This window comes from Nostoc sp. 'Peltigera membranacea cyanobiont' 213 (assembly GCF_002245975.1).
GTDB lineage: Bacteria > Cyanobacteriota > Cyanobacteriia > Cyanobacteriales > Nostocaceae > Nostoc.
On the sequence record NZ_NOLI01000099.1, the window covers coordinates 1 to 18,361 of the forward strand.

Here is an 18,361-nt window from a genome sequence, read left to right on the forward strand (position 1 = left end):
GATTAATTGAAGCTGCTGGAGTTGTAGATAATTTGATCAAAATGTGTCCAAATTGGACACAAAATGAAATTGAAGATGATCCTGCGACAGTCCACTCCGATCAGCGACAAATCTTGCCTACCAGCGAGGCGCAAGTTCGACCAATGACAAAGCTCAAACCCCAAGAACAGCAAGAAGTGTGGCAAAGGGCGGTAGAAGTTGCTGGTGGTAAAGTGCCGACTGGGAGAATCGTAAAAGATGTTGTGCAAAAAATAATGGAGAGAACCAAAGTACCAAACACCTACCATTTAGGTGAAGTGTGCCAAATTCTTGCTAAGGACAATCCCGAACTGAGAGGCAAAGGTGGCTGTTGGGCAATTGTCAGCGCAGTGAACGAGTTTAGCTGTACAGTGAGAATGTGGGATGGTGAGTACACTGTTGGGTTGCAGCACCTGAAGTCCTTCAACTACCTACCTGCGGAATGTCAGCAGATGCAGGTGATTTGCGATCGCCTGAGTCGAGTGTACTTGAGCGCGTTGGAGGAGTCGGTGCAGAGGTTTTTGGAGTCGTTGGGAAAGCTGAATCGGGCTTATTTGACTGCGGTGGAAGAAAAATTGTTGAATGTACTAGAGTCTGAATACGGTGGAGAGATAACACCCTAAACAATTTTGGCAAATTGGCATCCAATGTGTTTGGATTGCAGTTTCAATGGAGTTAGCAACGCAACAGGACAGTGAAGAAGTTGTACGAGGGAAAAAATAAAACTTCCCGCTTCTTGACATCCAGCTATGCCAGTTGTTTAGTTGAGTGCTGTAGAACCCCTCTGCATGATTCATACAGCGCTCAACAGAGTTTAGTTCCCACTCTACAACTGGCTAGAAATGAACAAAACTCAATAGAATCTCAGAAGATGTAGATAACTGGTATTTCTCTAAGAGCGATCGCATCAGTAGGTTACAAGAAAACAAGAAATTAGAAGAAGCTGCCCGTGCTATGCTGAAGCATCTGGGGGAACTGAAGCAACCGTATTTGAGTCCTGTAGAGGAGAAGCTGTGGAGTTTGGTTGAGCAGGAATATGGGTGTGATAAAGAATAGAGTTTTAAAGAAAAGGTAAGCTAATGAGTATTTAAGTTACATAAAGCTAGGGCTGAAACTTTTACTACAAACGAATTAGTGTAGAAAAATGAATGGCGATTAGTTTAGTTAGTAAGGTGATTAAAAATCTATTTAATCAACTACTTTTGTATTTAGTTTTAAATCTATCTTAATAAGAAGCTAATAAAAACTATACTAAATTAACTTTTGAATACTAAAGTTTTTAGAATAATAAGGATTATTAAATAACGACTTTTATAAAGATTTATAGTTTTAATTTATAACCAAATAAAACAAAATTAAGATTTGAAAATACTCCATAATGCATAGGTAAATTTTTTCTAGATTTTAATTATAGTTATGGACTTTTACATCAGTTTCACGTTGCTAAACTCAGGATAAACAAGTGAATTAAGACTATCAGCGAAGGATATCTGCTCATTGACTTGATGTGCTTCACCCAAGTCTAGCGTGCATTGAACCCAATCTACTTTATTTACTACACTGGAGCGTAATTGTTTCACCAGCACAATCCATGATTCAATGTCTCCTGAGTATGAAATTTCTTTAATTTCAAAGACTTTTTTTGTATCCAGCAACATTGGTTGAACTAGTTGTATACAATAGGGGGATCTTAGTTCGGTAGTAAAGCTAACGGAATAGCTTTTGTTGGTATTGCATATTTGATCATGTTCTTTCTCGACACGAACAACTGCCGTAACTTGCGATGAGCCAAGAGGTTTATTTGTGTTCATATTACGAAGGCAGCTTGGAGAAATGCACATTTCTTCTTTATGTTCGTTTAATTTTTTATCAGAAAAACATACTAATGCATAATGGCTTTCTTTTTTTCTGCCAGAAGGTAAAGATGCACGACTAGTAACCAAACAGTGGATTGGTAATTGTCGCACTCTACCTTGTACATCAATCCATGCGTTCCATAAGACTACTTCAGTTGGTGCTACATCAATAGTCTTTGGCTTACTTAGCATTGGGGAAAAAAATGCGTGCAAAGATGTTTTTTCACGGGTAGCAATTCTAGCATTTTCACCTAGCGATTGACCAATACCCCAAAAAAAATATCCGCCACCTAATTGACGTTCCCATTCTTTTCTACGAATGATTGCTGCCAAGTCTTCGCCAGCTTCACTCCCCATTTTAGTCCAGCAAAATGTTGACGGCAGTTTATTCATTATCATGGCATCTCCAAGTGCCTAAATCATATTATTATGCTATTTATTAGTGATTAGTCTAGCTTTGTATAACAACTCAATTTACAGTAGTAAAGTACAGCTAATGTAAAATTACTTTATATCTAAATAAAAATCAATAATTTTATTTTTAGCTAGATTGCTAAGTTAATCTTATTAATTTAGCTAAGTACTTAAGATATGCAATTGAAAATAAGTATTTATAATTATCATTTACTTTTATAAGTAGATTCTCCTGTAATGTATAGTACATAACCTTTAATAGAGTCAAATATTTATATTAGTATATAGTAATTTACTATAAACTTTAATATTGCAGTGCAGTACCGGATAAAAACAGGCATAGCAGTGTTGCTTGTAGATATTAAATAGGTTAAAGGAATATACAGAACATTAGATGACTTAGCAGGAGATTTGCTTGACCACACCTGATAGCCAGATTGACATAATATTTAGTTTATTGGAATCTTCTGGCTTCCCACGTAGCCTACAGAGTGTGTTACTACCTGATTGGGTTACGCCGGAAGTACTATCAGATACAGCAACCTCATCAGAGATTGCAATAATCATTGCAAAGCGATTGGGTCTTCGCGTCAGCCCTCTATTAGCTGCAAGCCCACGAATAGAATTGCTTAAACGACGTGATGTAAAATACAAGCGGTCAATTCCCAGCAAGTTGAAGAACTTGAATGCTGCATCATCAATTGCTGTTAGCGTTGCTGAATCTGTTGCATCAGCTTGTCAAGTAGAATTTAGAGCATTTGTAGATAATCCAAAAATTCTCCGCCAAGAAATACTTCACTCTTTCTCTGGTAAATGGTTAGGTTTGAGGAATTTGTTGATGGCCTGCTGGTCACATGGCATACCTGTGGTTTATTTAGCAGAGCTTGGCATTAATGTGGCAAAAATGGATGGGATGGTAGTTTATACTGATAGCCGTCCGGTTATTATTTTGTCAAAAGCTTCACAACTTTGGGCATGGCAACTCTTTATTTTATCCCATGAAGTTGCTCATGTGGCACTTGGTCATATAGCTCCAAATGAAATATTAGTTGATGAGGAACTTAGTGAAAATTCTTATGCCTTGAAAGACAATGATCCTGTTGAACTGTCGGCAGATATGTTCGCTCTCGAACTTTTAAATGATAGGCCAAAAGCAACTTACACAGCATCAGATGAGCGAGTTAACTTTAGAGAACTGGCGGAAACAGCATTTCAGTATGGTAGGGCACAAAAAATTGATCCTGGGCATATAGTACTAAATTTTGCCAATCATACTGGAAAATGGGAGGTTGGTTATGCAGCAGCAAAGTTGCTTCAAGGTGATAATACGTCTGCTATGAATGTCATTAATGAAGCAATGTGGCAAGAAATAGATACTGAAGCACTACCAATGGATACCATAGATTTCCTTGGTAGAGTTACTGGTTCAGACATCGAGTGAGGTGGCTTATGGATCGGACGATTCTGATCGATAATGATGCCTTGCTTAAACTTGCACGCTATAATCTGCTTGATGAGGTTATAGCTAGTTTTAATTGTACTTCTACTAATTTATTTGTGCTTGCAACTGCGAAATATTCGCTTTTCCCTGCCAAAAATCGTTTGCGTTTCTGCAAAGAAGAGATAAGTGCAAGTAGGCTGGAAGCATTTCTCCAGAAATGTAACTCTCTGAATGCTCAATCAGCTGACCCAGAGTTATTAGATGCGCTAAATGCTGTTCAAAATATCGATGCTGGTGAAGCCTTGCTGCTTGCAACGGGCGCTACTAACCAAGGCTCACTTGTAATCACTGGCGATAAACGTTCTTTAATTGCGCTTTGTACTAATGACTCTGTGGCTCAGGTTTCTAGATCGCTTGCAGGCCGTGTGGTATCGCTAGAATTAGTGTTCTTACTTTTGGTAGAACATCAATTTACCTACGTTCAAGAATGTGTGAGAGCTAAACCAGACATTGATAAAGCTTTAAAAATTGTCTTTGGTGTTACTGCTCCTGCTTCTTTTGAGGTAGTGCAAGAAGGGCTTGCTTCATACATTAGCCATTTACGTTCAGCTACTGGAACTTTGCTATATACACCATTTTAATTTTTCAGAAAAACTGCGTAGGGAGCTTTTACACGGGCAACAATTCCGATACGTTTTATACTCTGTTCCTCTGGTGTGACTGGTGCATGATGAGGTGTGTAAAAAAAGCAACCTTTATCTGCTCTTCCAAGTAAATACTTGTCGCCCTTACGCCCACGGTTAGGCCCAACCCCGACCTCTAGTTCACTTATATCTAAATCAAATTCTTCCATTTGAAGTTGGTCAAGAACTAAGGCATAGCGAGAACCACGGACTTCTATGCCTTTGGGAATTGGCTGCCAATTAACACCATCATCTGAATACTGTTTAGCGATTTCTGGAGATGCAGCGTGCTTAGAGTTCATTTTCTGCATAACTATTAGAACTTCATTGCCACTTTTTTCTATCTCTCTGGCAAAGGGTTGAACCATACTCAAAGGATGACAAGTATTACCACCATAGCCCCAAAAAATTGCACCAGCTTCTTCAAATTCGTTTTGTTTACGCTTAATTATGTCTTCGATGCTTTCTTGCGCGTGCAGTCCAACTTTCATGAAAATAAGACCTGCTTTCTTTAAAGTATCATCCATTATTCACCTCAAGCTTTTCCAGTATGTAGAGTTGGTCTGATTCTCTATTTGTATTCAGTGTTGGGCGCTCACGCACGTATCTAAATAGCAATGGGGAATTTTTACCATAAAAATTCTCAAGTCGCGTTGGCTCAAGAGGTTTTGATGTCGTTTGCATGCAAATTGGGTCTATCCGGCGGAACAAACACGAACATGAACGCAATTCAGGTGCGTCATCAAGATGATAAAGGTGTAACTGGGGTAATAGTTCGGATACTACGTAACCAAGATTAAGCGCACATTGTTGCGTATCGCGTATTACTTTTTGAGTCCATAATAGCTCAGGGTCATCTGCCATGACGACAATACCTAAACTATTCTCTTTAGTTGCTTGGCTGCCGCGCTCGAAAAAAGTTATGACACTTTCTCCATCGTTACTTGCTCCCCAAGGCGGATTGATGTGAAATCCATCGTATGCGCCAAAATGCTCTGGAGGTAGTGCTTCTGCTACGTTATAAAGGTATGCTAAAATTTCTATTTTAGGGTAAAGCTTTTCGCCGAATCGCCGCACAGAATTAACAATTCTCTCGTCAAAATCAAGTACAGTAATCGACTTTGGCCCATAATTAATGACGCTTTGTGCTTTTAAATGGGCAGTGGACAGTGCAATTCCATCACCGTCCCCGACAAATACAATATTCTTATCATTGAAGACGCGAGCTACGTACTCTGCTTGGATTACCATATCTGCGACCTTCATGTATATCTGGTCGAACTCGCGAATGGGGGCTGGTCGGTTTTGAACAATGTCTGAAATTGCATTGATTGCTTTTCGCAGATCAAACTCCATGCAAGTCCTCAACGAGTTATTTTAGTTATTACTTATAAATAATAGCTAATACACGTTTACACAATGCTCACTAAACTTATTTTTTTTAAGTAAATACTACAGCACAAAGCTAAATTCCTTTAAAGTATTGCATTACACCATCCCTAGCGTAGGATATATTAACACATTTAGTTTTGCTACTGCACTCCTGTAGTTACACAAGTGCTTACCCTTGAAGTTAAACGAATGATCACAGGTGAGATGAGGTCAAAGATTGACCGCCTTTGGAAGTATTAAACTCTGAAACCTTGACGAAAATGTAATAGGAGATTTACATAGGAGGATGCTAACGAGCATTTCCTGAAAAACATTTAAATCCATAACTCACTATCTAGGTTTGAGAAAGGGTTTTGCTTGCCTTCTCTATTGTTTCAAATATGACTAAAACTGCTTATACTGCTCGTACTAATAATGCTTTTGTTCTGATTGAAACTATTACAGTTGCTGAACTGATGCATCAAGGTGCAACCCAGGAAGATATTCGGCAACGGGTATTGGTGGAGGATTTGTTTCAACTGCGTTCTCAAGCTTCCCGTGAGCGGGCGCTGCAAACTATTCTCAAACGCCTTCAGCAAGTCCCAGAGGAATATATTCAATTAATTGCCACTGGCAACCCTGACATCCGCCGATTCACCATATTGTTCCTGATTCTGCGAGAACACCGCCTTCTGCGCGAACTCATTGATGAAGTCCTGCTAGACAAAATTAAGGGTTTTGATTACGTCGTAACGGCTGCTGATTTGCGAACCTTCTTTGAAGGAAAGCGAGATCAAAATTCAACTGTGGCTGCATGGTCAGACTCCACCTATAGAAAGGCTGCTAGCAACACCTTACTGGTGCTAGTAAATGCCGGTCTGTTGCAACCCACGTTTTCAAGAGGAAATTATCAAATTCGCTCTGTTCCCGTACCATCAGCTTTACGTCAAAAATTACTTGCTGATGGGCTAGGTTATTACCTGACTCTCATGCTTGATTTTTAATCGACTGCTAACGCTTTAAATACTGCGTCTACGGGGTCAGCGTAAAATGATGTTTGAAATTTAGCAAACAATTCTGGCGGAACGCTGGCTAAGTCAATGGCGCTTGCCATTGGTAAGAGGATACGTTTAGCGCCAGCATCAAAGGCTACTTGCAGGCTACCCGCTAGGTTACTGACTGGTGTAATCGTTCCACCAATGGTCATTTCCCCAAATATCGCAAATTGTGTTTGAACGCTTCGTTTTAAAGAAGCAGAACATAACGAAACGAATAATGCTAATCCGCTCTCTTGGGGTGCGCCAGACCCTTGCAAGTCTAATAACTGAAGTAAAAAATCCAAATTACTTGGGTGAATGCTACTGCTGACTCTTTGAGCATTAGCTTTGAAGTAATTCATGGCAATGTTTAAACTGTCCTTCATCTTGCCAGCCGTCGCTACACCAGTGCGTACTAGCTTGCCACTACCGGGTACTGCTTGCAGTTCAAGTTTGAATGCCCCAATTATGCCGCTATCTCCAGTACTGACAAAGTGCAAGTGACCGGGAGTCAGCATTTCCTGACTAATCAAGCTCGAACCACCCTGTTCCGGTACTGAGACAAAATGCTCATCTAGAGTTTCCAAGTCGATGTAGCTGAAATGCACATCGTAAAATTCCATTCCGCCAATTTTCTTTAACTGTTCTTTCACCCGCCGTCGTACCCGCAGCCCATATACTAAAGCTTCACGCACATCTTCCTTACTAAATGAGCCATCTGGGAAAAGCAGTTTTAGCAGCCCTGATACAGTTTTACGAACTGCTTGAACATCTCGTTGCTTAAGGTTATTACCTAGTCTGAAGTGGAGGTCTATGGCATCGGCAAAACTGCGTTTACGCATTTCTCGCAGCCATTCTGCTAAGTAATCGACAATGAACCCGTACTGGTTGGTGAAATTCTCTGGGCTGAATTTGGGGATTTCCCAGCCAGGAATATAAGCGTGAAAACGATCGAAGAAGGCGGTGTCAATCATGGCTTCGGGGAAGGGTGCCAGCAGGTGTGAGGTCTTTACTAAGGATTCCACGCTTTGATTAATGTTGCCGACAAAGACCATAGAAGCATTAGCGGTAATCTCTGCCTTACCGCGTGCAAAAGAACCTGATGCCATGTAGTCTTTCATGATTTGCACACCGTCGTTATCATGGAAGCTCATGCCTGCTACTTCATCAAAGGCAACCACGTCAAATAAACCCACTAATCCCACGCGACGGTTGGACATATTGTAGAAAAGATTCGCTACTGTAGTTTTTCCACCAGAAACCAAGATTGAGTTAGGAGAAACTTCTTTGTAGACATGGGATTTACCTGTAGAACGGGGGCCAAGTTCGCAGCAGTTGTAGTTATTTTCACAAAGGGCTACCAAACGGGCAAGTAGATGCCATTTTACATCTTCGCTGACGGTAGTGGGTTCCAGTCCTGTTGACCGAATCAGCAGGTCAATCCATTCACTGCGGGTAAAAGCTGGGCGACCCGCAAACAGTTCATCCATATCCACACTAGGCATTTGGATAGGTTTGAGACTTCCGACAATGAAGGGACTGGGTTTGGTTCCTGCTTCGTATTCCAGTTGTAGAATACACCAAATACCACCACCCAGAAGCTTTTGGTTGGGTTTGACAATTTCTGGGTCAATGACTACGCCTTTGACACCCAGGTTCATTAAAGTTCCCTGGTAGATATCATCTCTGTCGTTGAGCGTTACCGTTACCCGGTCAATGATGGTGAATCGTCCCAATTCCCGAATTTTAGATTTGATCTGTTCTGCTTCATCAGGACGGACATAATTCTGTGCCAGGATGTTTTTTACACGAGTAACGCCTTCTTCAATGGTGGTTTCGTCGTCGGTCGCGCAGTACATACCAAGTAGGTATTCCAGTACATACACTGGTACGTTAGCACCTTCTTTAATACGTTTAGTTAGGTCTTTACGTACTACCTTTCCAGGGTAAATGCTGTTTAGTTTTTGATTCAGGTCATCCATTTTGGGGCAGGGAGCAGGAGAGAATAATTTGATATCACCGATATTGTGACTATATTGGCTTAGAAATCTCCAAAGTCGTTAGCGATCCCTAAACTAACTGCCCAGGTTTCTTGGAGCAATTCACTTTCATCGTCTGCATCCTTAACTATTAAATAGACGTTACTAGGGGGATTAGCGGTAGTTATGGTCAACCTTAAGTTAATTTCCCGATCGCTCGGATGTGGGCTAGTGCTGCTTAAGTTTGCTCCTCGCACATCTGTTATTGGTGTATTAGTTTGAGGATCGTAGAAAGCAACTGTAATTTGACGCGATCGCCATCTCCCCTCAACCGCATCACTTTGTACTAACGTCAATGTAAAACGATTATTCGTTACCCGCCGAACTCTGGCACTTACCTGTACCCCTACTTTCCTGGCTGGGCCTTCGTCTCCTTTAACCGCCCGTTGGTGATGATAGGTAATGACTGGTACGCATACTTCTTGGAGAGATGCCCCGCCGTGGACAAACTGCGCTCCTGCACCTTGGACGGCAAAGCGTAAACTACCACGAGGTACGATCGCAACTGTGCCATTTTCTGCATAGGGCAGGCTAAAGTGCAGTAAGGTTGAGTCATTCAACTGTTCTTGTGCTAGCAGGTAGCGGCGTTTGCCTTCCAGTACTACTTCACCACTTGGTAGGGGTCGCTTGTCTGCTTCTTGAATGGGGCAACGTTGGTATAAAAAACCGTGGTCTGCGGTGATGATAACGTTTGTACCATTGATAGAATTACAAATTTTCTTTACCAGTCGTAGCAGTTCGCTAATTGCTGTTCCGCAAGCTGATAGTACTTGACGTTCGCTGGATGCCTGATCGCCGATCGCATCAATGACGTTGTGATAAATGTAGATTAGGCGATAAGGTTGCACAGCAGCCCGTCCTTCGTCAGTATTCATCTCTAGCAGGTCTTTGGCACTAAGTACTGTAGCTTCTACCCGACTATTTTGGTTTAGTACCTTTTGCCTTGCTAATGCTCCTTTGGTACTAAGCCCATCCAGTCGGACATCATCATCACCTGGTATCAGTTCTAGTTTTGACCCTGGAAGAAGTGCTGCCATACCCAACCGTGTCACGCTGGGTAAAACTCCCAATTGTGCCTCTAGGCTGGTTTCACCCCGAACTTCTTTTTTAATTACCTCTTCGAGTTCGCTGGCGACTTCATAGCGCAAAGCATCGGAGATAATCACAAATACTTTTTCGCGATCGCTCCGTTCTAAAATTGGGAATACGTGCCTACCAAAAAATCTAGTTTGGGATGCTATGCCCTCTAATTCCCAGTTGTTGTTGCCAAGGGCATCAGACCAAGCTTCTCCTAGACTATCCAGGAACCATTGAGTGTATAGATTTTCCACATCGTCAATTAAACCCTTGAGGATATCCCCTTGGGCATCATCGCTCTTGACGATAAAGTGGCGATAAGCTTTGTCAAAAGAGTGTAAATCGCTGGCGTAGGCTTTGAAGAGAAGTGGGGCTGGCTGGCGGAATCCTTCTGGATACTGTTGCTTAAATTCCAAAAGAGCGATCGCAGCTTCTAATGCTTGATAAATCTTCTCATACTGGGGGAACCAAATCAGAGTATGACGTGCCTGTAACCAAGTTCGCCAGGGTGTCAATTCCGTTATTTGTTGCCCCATTTGCATTTGCAGTGTTTTAACGCAGGTGCGGATTAATACCTTATCCACCACCTCGAAACTCGCTGCTTCAAATAAAACTTCCGGCTCTAAATTCTCTATAGAATCAAATATATGTAATTGTTCTGCTACCTCACTGCTGAGGATCTTCCAGCCTAGAGAATCCTGCTGGTCGCGCATCCACTGGTCGATAAAAGCATAAGCCCGTTGTCCAGGAATGATGACTTGGTTTGCTAACTGGGGCGGGATGGTATCGTGCAGAGATTTAGCAAAATGCGTGATTAGCAGCTGCACGAATAACTTGTTTAAACTGGGGTTTTGCTTCGGAAAGTCCGTGTGTTCCTGGACTACTTCCCAGAAAGCTTCAGGGGAGATAAAACGCTCAATATCAGACCAAAGGGCGTTATCCGACTCTAATAAACCCCCAAGCAGCACCCGCCGAATCAGTGTCCCTGCATCGGGTACTTTTAAACCTGCGAGAACGGAAAGCATAGCCAGGAGTAATCCCCGTTCGTCGCTGTCGGGGGAAATACTCATTGCTTGCAGGGCTTCTGTCCGTTTGCGGCTTTTAAAGAATTTCTCATGTTCCCGGATGACAATTTCCAGACCGCGCGATCGCAATCCTAAATCTGCATATATGAGGGCGGCGGGGTCAGCAGAGAAGGTTAAACCGCTTTTTTGGATGTCTAGAAGCCAGTTTTCTTGGGGCGCAGGTTCAGCAAAGGGGGCGTACAGTAGAAAAGTTTGATTGGGTTGCTCGACCAGCAGGTGATATTTGACAGTAAAGGCAGTATCAGCGAGTTGGAGTTTTTCTACGCCTTCGAGTTGGAGTTCATTGAAGCTGCTGGTAAATTGTTGTTCGGGGTCGTACCAAAACACCACCCTCCGTCCTGGGTGCAACCAACGGGCTGAATCTTGAAAGAGTGTTTCTAGAGTGTTTTGGATACGAGCGGTGTTCATAGAATTGTTTACACAACTTTTTAGGAGTGAGTTAAGTTACGTGGGGCAAAAGTTGATGTGATTTTCTTACTGAGGCAGAATCAACTCGTAAAAATTTTATTTTTTGCCGTTAAAACAGGAATCATAGCCTTATAGTGTTTTTTTGTCGTTAGCTAATGGCCATCTGTTTAGGAGATGCACTAAATAATAAATAATGTTTTGCTAGGGGTATCAGCACGAAAAGCTAACTTGCAGCTTTGACCAACATCGAAATTGATGCGTACAGTTGTTACTGTTCGCCCTTGAGTGAGCAGAGATTGTTTATCTATTTCTGTGATCGTGCCTGCACCTAGACGGCAATGTACAACTCGCATATCCTTATGAACTGTCTGACGACACAAGGCTTTGCCCAATTTTATACCGCTATAGCCTGGGCGAATTTTCATCTTTTCATGTTCGCCAGCAGAAATTTTAGCTAGATGTTCACCTATACAAATCAAAAATGGCGCATCTTGAATCTGCGATCGCCATTTTTCAGAAATAACTTCCAATCCAAAAGCAGCACCGCCTAAGCCACCGACAAAAGCAGCGATTGAATCAGTATCACTGCCTATCATATTAGCTGCGGTAATAATGCTTTCCTGGGTTTGTTCTGGCTGACGGGCAAACAAATAAACCCCAGCGATCGCAGTCGCTAACCCAGAACCTTTGGTAGCTTGGTCAAAACAGCCTAGTTGCTCAAGTATCTTTTGAGGTGATTCATCTTTACGTAATCCTAACCAGACTAGACGCAACCACTCCACAGCTTCTTGTTTGGTTTTCTCAAAGACTACCTCGAAAGATTCTACCCTTCCTTTATTCCATTCAGTCAGCCATGTTTTCAAAGCGGGTATTTTCGGAATTTGCAACTGTTTTACCCCGTTGCCAAGTATTTCAATCAACTGTTGACCTATGCTAGGTTCTGACCACTGCAATACAGTTTGTAGTGCATATCCATATAAGAGCGCTCCAACAATAGCTCTTGGATGACCGTGACTAATTATTGAATTACGCCAAATATCTGCTTCAGCTTGTTCCCAACGGCCGACATTAGCTAATACATGAGGTGATATTCTCATGGCTGCACCATTGGCACCACCATCACGGTAGTCTATGCTGCCTTCTTTCATCTTACGGCTAAAAAAATTGCTATTCCAATCAGCCGACTTGCGCTGTATTTTTTCAGCTGCTTCCTTGACGGTGCCACCTGCACCACGAGCATATTCTAGCCACATTGGATACTCAAACTTGCAAAAGGGATGATAGTCAAAGCATCCGTTGAAGGATATACAGGCAGCAGTGCAGATAGTTAATTGTGTATCGTCAGAATATTCCCCAGCAGCAATATAATCCTCATAACCTTGGAAGCGTCCACCAACACGCTTACTCCATGACTGGTAGTCAGTAACTTGCTCTAAACCCATTTTATGTTTGAGGTCGTTATGCGAACGGATAAATTCTGTCATCCAACCTAGTGCATCACCAGCCGCAGCAGCAATTATCGAACCAGCACAGCGATCCTGGAGTGAGTCAATCGATAATAATTGATTTTTTTCTTGCATAACCAACTCGTTAATAAATAAGCTGCTTTTAACTACCTCTAACAATCCACTCAGAATGCCAATCAAAATCACGAGATGATACTCGGATATTTCCTCTCCATCCTGCTTGCCGTACATTTTGCTCATGGCGTGGAGAACGGATCACGATTTCCATTATGTCTGCTAAAGGAATACCATCTCGGATCAAAACTTCAGCTTGAATACAAGTAGGTAGGTTAATTGGTTTACTATTGCGATCTTGTAATCCCTGTCTGTCTTGTACTGTATCATCGAATAGAGTTTGAAGTGTGTGATAACCAGGCGCTATATGACGACCTCCACCTGTGGCAGCATTGAATTTGCAGAATTCTATTCCTTGTTTCCATAAATAATCAGGCTTGATATATAACAAAACTACAGGTTCTTCAGATTTATGTACAAGCCCATAAAGCATAAAAAAATTATAGTAAGTTAAACTACAATTGACATAATTTTTGTACTTCTGTCCTTCAGGTTTTCTACCATCAAATGGGTTAGTGCAAATATTATTCTTTTCTAATTGATATAAAGATAATATAGCGTCCGCACGACAAATATTATTTAGATTCTCAAGACGGGTTAAATGTAAAAGTTTTTCGATTCTCCTGTGTAAAACAAAAGATTTAATATCTTCAGCGTCCGTTGTATTGTATCTGGAAGAGGCTGGGAGAATTTTAGTCTCTGATGAATTAGCTAATTCAGTTTCTTCATCTAGATATAAACTCTCAAAACATACGTCAGCTAGAACCCAATCAAAAGATATCTTGTCAGCAATATGCTCTGTTGAATCTGCCAGCGTTATTTCTGCATCTGATAATCGAAACAATTCATCCCATACTATCTGCTGTTCATTCCCATTGCTTAAAATCTCTGTTAATAAATCTGATGCAATTTTTAATTCTTGATCTTCACTAAATATTTTGATAATGTATTGGTCTTGTGAATCTAAAAGATAAAAAATAGATATTTTCTTTCTGACAGTTGTAATAGGAGATAATTCTTGGTAGCTGGTTACTTTTTGAGTTTTTTCTCGAATTACGATATCGAGAGCGATATTCTGTACATCTGCAATTGTTAAAGCAGAAATGTCAGGATATTTATCGATAGCAATAAATTGTCCTAAGCTTTTTAATTCTAAAGGCGCATCTTGTAAACGTGTATTATCAAAATTAATTTGATTTGTTAAAGGATCAGCTATAGCATAAATGTTTTGAGTATAAGAAGGTTCTAATACAGAATTTTCTTCCTGAAATACTTTTTTGCCAAAAGGCGTAATTTTTAAAGTAGAGTCTGAGGTTAGTTCTAAAGATTTCCAAGATTGAAGATTTTCAGCAACACTTCTCATGAGCATAGAATCTATACCCAGAACATTTGCTAACTCTTCTATAGTTACTGATGGAACGACATTAATTGCTGTGCTTAATATGAACTCTTCAAATATATCTACTTTACGCAATTCGCTAATAGTAGCCTTCACTAACATCTGTTGGACGTTATAGCGAACATAGCGCCCAGCTAATACTTGATATCCTTGGGATTCAATTTTATCTACTAATTTGCTTAAACGAGAGTCTACTTGGTTAGCATTAAAGGTTAGATACATTTATAAACCCTTTATATTTATGTACAACTTGTGATACTTTTTGATATATAGGAAGTTGCGTAAATAAATCGTGACAGCCTACGATTATGAGTAATTCTTTAGCACGAGAGAAAGCAACATTAACTCTTTCAGGCGTTTGAGCAAACCCAAAATTACTTTGCAGATTGTTGCGAACCATGCTGACAATAATCACGGGTTTTTCCATGCCCTGAAATCTATCAACTGTTCCGGTACGAATATTTAGAGAAGGAAAATTATTAGCAGAGAAGCAACTTTCAATTCGCCTTAATTGAGCGCCATAAAATGTGATAATTCCTATTTCTTTTTTAGGTGAACCCTGAGCAAGTTTAGGTGCCCAAGATTGTTCCATTTGTTCGCATAATGTTTGAATTTTTCTAATTTCTACGTCGTTATAATATGATGTGCCATCTCTTCTTTCATGAAACTCTCTACCTGTAGGTATTGCAGCCCACATAATATGATTATCCTCCCCGATAATTGAACCCGCTAAATTGTGGGCGCGTTCAATATCAGGATTGGTAAGCCCACAACTAAGTCCACCATCGCCTTCATCATAAAATTGGTTGATTGCTTCCATAATCTGTGGATGCATTCGATACTGGACATTTAGCCGTCTAGCTATACTTTTTTGACTAGCTTGTGCTGCTTGAAATTGCAACTGAAACCATGATTGTTCTAAAAATTGAAGGTTCTCTCTAGGAATAGAGAGTTCTTCAGCAAGCTCATCTAGATTTTCTTCATCTAAAATAGGTGGTAACTGGCGATAGTCACCAATCATCACAATCTTTTTACCTTTTAATGTTGGTATAAGTAACTCTGGTGGAATACTTTTGCTTACTTCATCAATAATTACTACATCAAAGTGTCCAAATTTCTGTAAGTAATTACATCTTGCTGCTTTCATGCAGGTAACGCCGATAACATTAGCGTTATCCAAATATTTTTTTCGCAAAGCCTCATACTCTAGATCAGATGGTTGGCGTAATTTTTCAATCCATTTTTGAATAGTTGGTTCCCATTGGTTAAGGTAAGCTTCTGATTGCTCAAGCTCTTGTTGCCATAATTCAAAGTTAATTGGAATATTTCTCAAAAACTTTAGATTAAATAATTCCTCATCATCAACATTCGGCTTAAGCCAGTTAGGAATTTTCTGGTAAATACCTAACCACCAATGTCTAAAATTGTTTAAATTTAGTTCCAATTCTTCTATCTGCTTTTCAATTTCTCTAACTTGATTAGATAGTTTTGTAACTTCATTGAAAGCTTTATTAGTAACTTCTCTAATGCTTCCAAGTTCAGAATCTATATGGTTGTTAATAGTTGAAAGTACAGATAAAGGAGCTAGAGTAGCTTGTAAATTATCTTGAGATTCCGATGCTAGCAGAAGCATTTGCTCAGTTTCAGTTTGTAATTTATTGAGAAAATCTTTTGCACTTTCAGTAATGCCACTGCTAACTTTGGCTGTAAGCTTATATAATTTAGATTCCCAATCTCTTGCTTGATTGTTTTGAATTAATTGCTCGTATTCTCGCTTAATTGCTTCTAACTTAATAGCTGCGATATAAATTTTTCTTTGTTCAGATGAGTGATTGATATCTGCAATAGTAATATTAGAATAGTTGTGTAATAGATTAATTGCTCGTATATGACGCTGACTATTAATTCTGGTTGCAAGTTGTTCTCTTATTTGAGAAACTTTTGCCTCAAAAGGCTCTATATTAATTAATATTTTTTGGTTTTGCAAAAGTAACCAATATATTTTATTACCAACTTTATATACTTCATCACATTCATTTAGCTGAAGTATTAATTCATTTATTTCGAGTTGGCACTTATCAAGATATTGTTTCCAAGGTTGTTGGCAAGCTTCTAGTGCAATAGTCTGTACCTGTAATGGCAATGAAATTAAATCTTCTGTAAGAGAATGACGTTGTTGCAAGCATCGCTTCAATACTTCATAGATTTGAGAGTTAGCTGTTAATTGCCAATTTCCAAGCTCACGGAGTGCCAATGTAAGTTCTGTTTTACGATTTTTTAGCTGCTCAATTTTTATCTGTTGGTTAGCAAAAAATACACTATTCGATTCAATGAGATTTCGTAAATCAGATTGCATAGAACCAATCTGATGCTGCCGAGCTTCTAGTTGAGTGTAAGTATCTCTTTTTGTCTTGTATTCTAATTCAAGAGAAGTCTTACTATCTAGCAATTGATGTTGCTGTTGAGGAAAGGCTTCTTCAACTTGCATATAAACTTGAAATTTATCTAACGATGTCAATAATGGACATAACCCTCGTACAATTTTTTGGTGCTTTAATAAACGATTTTCGCATTCAGCAGATGTATTGTTTACCCATCTATCAATAACGTTTTCACTTAGAAAAGGCTCTCCTTCTTGGCTAACCCTTCCGGTCTTTCCGTCTCGCAATGGACGTAGGACTGGGTGGTGAGATAATCGGCTTAAAGCGTTATCTACTGCTAGATTGGCTTGAGAAGCAATTAGGGTACGCCCACCTTTAAGGGCAACTTGATAGCAAATTTCGGTAATAACCGTTGTCTTGCCTGTACCTGGAGGCCCTTGTAATAAAATGAGATCATCCGCAGCTAGTACAGCTTGCACTGCTTCTAATTGGCTATCATTAGCCTGACCCAAAAATAAATCTTCTTTAGCTAGTTGGACAGTTTCTTCTATTGGTCTAGCTTGAGAAGCCTCAAAGAAAAATTTACTCAAATTAAAGTTATATGTATGGCCATCTATCAAGCTTCTCAAAGCTTGTTCTTGCCACTGAATCTGAGCGAGACTACCGTTATCTTTAAAAAATAACAATATTGTTTCAGGTAGTGTAATATCCTCATTTATTAAAGAGTCTGCTATATGACGTTCCAGGCTGATATTTATTTGCTGAGAACTACGTCTAACTAATTCAATCTTCCCTAACTCCTGACCTGCACGTATATTGCGGATTTCAGCAGAACTTGCAAGAAACTTTAAAGGTTTATTTATAGCCTTTTCAACACGCTGCCAAAAATCATCTGGGCTGATCAAGACGGAACCATTATTAGTAGCTAAAGCAGCATTCACCGTAAAGGTTATAGAGGTTGCGGATGAGTAGTTGTGCGAAATAACAGGAACATAAAACTGACGGTTTTCTGCTATGCGACGTTGTATTCTTAAGTACGCTCCCCAAGCTTGGATTTGGTCATGTGTTGGTACATAAGAACTACAAACAGGCATTGTTGCTATTTCTGCAAATGCTGTTTCTGGAATACCAATATTATTTTGATGAGCGCGTTGTAGGAGAATCAGCCGAGGTAAAGAAAAAGAATCTACCCGTCCTTGCTCTAGGTCTACTAAATTAATTGCAGTTAAAACTAAATTGCCTGTACCATCTCGCTGAACAATTCCTGAAAGCTGTAAAGTTTGTTGCCGTTCTTCTAACTTCAAAGGTAGTTGGAAATCATCCCGGTCTGTTGCTACTATAAGTTTCCATTTTTCTTCATATTCTGAATTTCTTCCTGGCTCTTGTCTGCGAATATAGAATATGCAAGGCTCCGAACCTAAAAGATGAGATATTAACTCATCTGTACGAGCGTGTCGCTGCCAATAATCAGAATATAAATTTAGTGCATTTGCTCCTTCAATAAGGCTAATAAAGTTAGCGCTTGCCGCTCCTATATAGTTGTAACCCCAAGTTTCAGACATAACCTTGTAC

The 18,361-nt window shown here is 40.1% G+C and carries 11 protein-coding genes and 1 pseudogene; 4 read left to right on the forward strand and 8 right to left on the reverse strand.

What is annotated here, in order from left to right:
- Positions 1-641 (forward strand): annotated as a pseudogene (locus tag CDG77_RS23250) (hypothetical protein); the annotation flags it as partial.
- An 801-nt stretch (positions 642-1,442) separates the two neighbouring features.
- On the opposite strand, the gene CDG77_RS23260 reads toward CDG77_RS23250, so the two are convergent.
- Complete coding sequence (locus tag CDG77_RS23260; RefSeq protein WP_223269932.1) at positions 1,443-2,267, reverse strand: hypothetical protein; 825 nt, start codon at positions 2,265-2,267, stop codon at positions 1,443-1,445.
- Between the two features lie 436 nt (positions 2,268-2,703).
- On the opposite strand from CDG77_RS23260, the gene CDG77_RS23265 reads away from it, so the two are divergent.
- Together CDG77_RS23265 and CDG77_RS23270 are read left to right on the forward strand one after the other, a co-directional pair.
- Positions 2,704-3,729, forward strand: coding sequence for an ImmA/IrrE family metallo-endopeptidase (locus CDG77_RS23265; RefSeq protein ID WP_223269933.1), 1,026 nt, complete (start codon positions 2,704-2,706; stop codon positions 3,727-3,729).
- An 8-nt stretch (positions 3,730-3,737) separates the two neighbouring features.
- The gene (locus CDG77_RS23270) at positions 3,738-4,370 is read left to right on the forward strand and encodes a hypothetical protein (RefSeq protein ID WP_094331731.1); all 633 of its coding nucleotides are present in this window, start codon (positions 3,738-3,740) and stop codon (positions 4,368-4,370) included.
- On the opposite strand, the gene CDG77_RS23275 is transcribed toward CDG77_RS23270, so the two are convergent.
- Together CDG77_RS23275 and CDG77_RS23280 are read right to left on the reverse strand one after the other, a co-directional pair.
- A complete protein-coding gene (locus CDG77_RS23275; protein WP_094331732.1) occupies positions 4,367-4,939 on the reverse strand; it encodes a hypothetical protein in 573 nt (190 codons plus the stop codon). The two genes, CDG77_RS23270 and CDG77_RS23275, sit on opposite strands and share 4 nt — an antisense overlap.
- Positions 4,932-5,768, reverse strand: coding sequence for a bis-aminopropyl spermidine synthase family protein (locus CDG77_RS23280; protein ID WP_094331733.1), 837 nt, complete (start codon positions 5,766-5,768; stop codon positions 4,932-4,934). Before CDG77_RS23280 ends, CDG77_RS23275 begins: the two co-directional genes overlap by 8 nt.
- A 416-nt stretch (positions 5,769-6,184) precedes the next feature.
- Here CDG77_RS23280 and CDG77_RS23285 point away from each other — a divergent pair, with 416 nt between their 5' ends.
- Positions 6,185-6,787 carry a DUF1819 family protein gene (locus CDG77_RS23285; RefSeq protein WP_094331734.1) on the forward strand — a complete coding sequence of 201 codons (603 nt, stop codon included), beginning with the start codon at positions 6,185-6,187 and terminating at the stop codon, positions 6,785-6,787.
- Here CDG77_RS23285 and brxL read toward each other — a convergent pair.
- The 5 genes from brxL to CDG77_RS23310 form a co-directional block, all read right to left on the reverse strand.
- The gene (gene brxL, locus CDG77_RS23290) at positions 6,784-8,802 is read right to left on the reverse strand and encodes a protease Lon-related BREX system protein BrxL (RefSeq protein WP_094331735.1); all 2,019 of its coding nucleotides are present in this window, start codon (positions 8,800-8,802) and stop codon (positions 6,784-6,786) included. The two genes, CDG77_RS23285 and brxL, sit on opposite strands and share 4 nt — an antisense overlap.
- A gap of 59 nt (positions 8,803-8,861) precedes the next feature.
- Positions 8,862-11,429 carry a BREX-1 system phosphatase PglZ type A gene (gene pglZ, locus CDG77_RS23295; RefSeq protein ID WP_094331736.1) on the reverse strand — a complete coding sequence of 856 codons (2,568 nt, stop codon included), beginning with the start codon at positions 11,427-11,429 and terminating at the stop codon, positions 8,862-8,864.
- Between the two features lie 179 nt (positions 11,430-11,608).
- Positions 11,609-13,135 (reverse strand): ADP-ribosylglycohydrolase family protein, encoded by a 1,527-nt coding sequence (locus tag CDG77_RS23300; protein ID WP_094331737.1) that lies wholly within the window; start codon positions 13,133-13,135, stop codon positions 11,609-11,611.
- Positions 13,038-14,630, reverse strand: coding sequence for a DarT ssDNA thymidine ADP-ribosyltransferase family protein (locus CDG77_RS23305; protein ID WP_094331738.1), 1,593 nt, complete (start codon positions 14,628-14,630; stop codon positions 13,038-13,040). Before CDG77_RS23305 ends, CDG77_RS23300 begins: the two co-directional genes overlap by 98 nt.
- Positions 14,614-18,351 carry an AAA domain-containing protein gene (locus CDG77_RS23310; protein WP_190234045.1) on the reverse strand — a complete coding sequence of 1,246 codons (3,738 nt, stop codon included), beginning with the start codon at positions 18,349-18,351 and terminating at the stop codon, positions 14,614-14,616. Before CDG77_RS23310 ends, CDG77_RS23305 begins: the two co-directional genes overlap by 17 nt.
- Positions 18,352-18,361 lie beyond the last annotated feature (10 nt).

What these genes read in the sequence shown, in the direction of transcription:
- CDG77_RS23280 (WP_094331733.1), bottom strand. Translation starts at nt 5,768, where the DNA reads ATGGAGTTTGATCTGCGAAAAGCAATCAATGCAATTTCAGACATTGTT.
- pglZ (WP_094331736.1), bottom strand. Translation starts at nt 11,429, where the DNA reads ATGAACACCGCTCGTATCCAAAACACTCTAGAAACACTCTTTCAAGAT.
- CDG77_RS23300 (WP_094331737.1), bottom strand. Translation starts at nt 13,135, where the DNA reads ATGAGCAAAATGTACGGCAAGCAGGATGGAGAGGAAATATCCGAGTAT.
- CDG77_RS23310 (WP_190234045.1), bottom strand. Translation starts at nt 18,351, where the DNA reads ATGTCTGAAACTTGGGGTTACAACTATATAGGAGCGGCAAGCGCTAAC.
- CDG77_RS23285 (WP_094331734.1), top strand. Translation starts at nt 6,185, where the DNA reads ATGACTAAAACTGCTTATACTGCTCGTACTAATAATGCTTTTGTTCTG.
- brxL (WP_094331735.1), bottom strand. Translation starts at nt 8,802, where the DNA reads ATGGATGACCTGAATCAAAAACTAAACAGCATTTACCCTGGAAAGGTA.
- CDG77_RS23260 (WP_223269932.1), bottom strand. Translation starts at nt 2,267, where the DNA reads ATGAATAAACTGCCGTCAACATTTTGCTGGACTAAAATGGGGAGTGAA.
- CDG77_RS23275 (WP_094331732.1), bottom strand. Translation starts at nt 4,939, where the DNA reads ATGGATGATACTTTAAAGAAAGCAGGTCTTATTTTCATGAAAGTTGGA.
- CDG77_RS23270 (WP_094331731.1), top strand. Translation starts at nt 3,738, where the DNA reads ATGGATCGGACGATTCTGATCGATAATGATGCCTTGCTTAAACTTGCA.
- CDG77_RS23305 (WP_094331738.1), bottom strand. Translation starts at nt 14,630, where the DNA reads ATGTATCTAACCTTTAATGCTAACCAAGTAGACTCTCGTTTAAGCAAA.